This window comes from Marinobacter sp. BW6 (assembly GCF_008107725.1).
GTDB lineage: Bacteria > Pseudomonadota > Gammaproteobacteria > Pseudomonadales > Oleiphilaceae > Marinobacter.
The window spans coordinates 1-451 of the sequence record NZ_VIRN01000073.1 but is presented as its reverse complement, the minus strand read 5'-3'; the positions used below and the strand labels follow the sequence as shown (position 1 = coordinate 451).

Annotated in this window: 1 protein-coding gene; it reads left to right on the top strand. The window is 55.2% G+C overall.

Translation table 11 applies throughout. The features are described 5' to 3' along the window. Window positions 1-293 precede the first annotated feature (293 nt). Window positions 294-451, top strand: a 158-nt coding sequence (locus FMN52_RS18510) for a winged helix-turn-helix transcriptional regulator (protein ID WP_148610102.1), incomplete at its 3' end; no start/stop codon positions are given.

The following is a 451-nucleotide window of genomic DNA, read 5'->3' as shown; positions in this document are numbered from 1 at the left end:
CCACCGGTCTTCAGGCCGGCCTCGCGATCGAGGCGCGCCCGGTCGAGGGCCAGACGGACCAGTGCCTGTATGCCCGTCAGATAGACCCGTCCTTCCGTGGCGACATATTTGTCCTCCAGGGTCACGGTTGGCATATGCACATTCATCCGAATTCCTCCTAAACCGACATGTGGAGCGACGCGGCTCCTCGGCAACCTCACATTAAGAGTAATATCATCCTTTTCTCCGGCAATTTCTGTGCTATCGTCACGGACAATCACCCTGGGGCAGAATAAAAATTCCTAAAATCATCAATGACCGATAAATATCTTCTCGACCCGTCTGACATTCGCGTTCTTCGTGTCCTGCAGCGGGATGCATCGCTTTCGATTGCCGAAGTGGCAAAGGAAGCGGGCATGAGCCAGACGCCGTGCTGGCGCCGGATCAAGCGCTTGAAAGAACAGGGCATCAT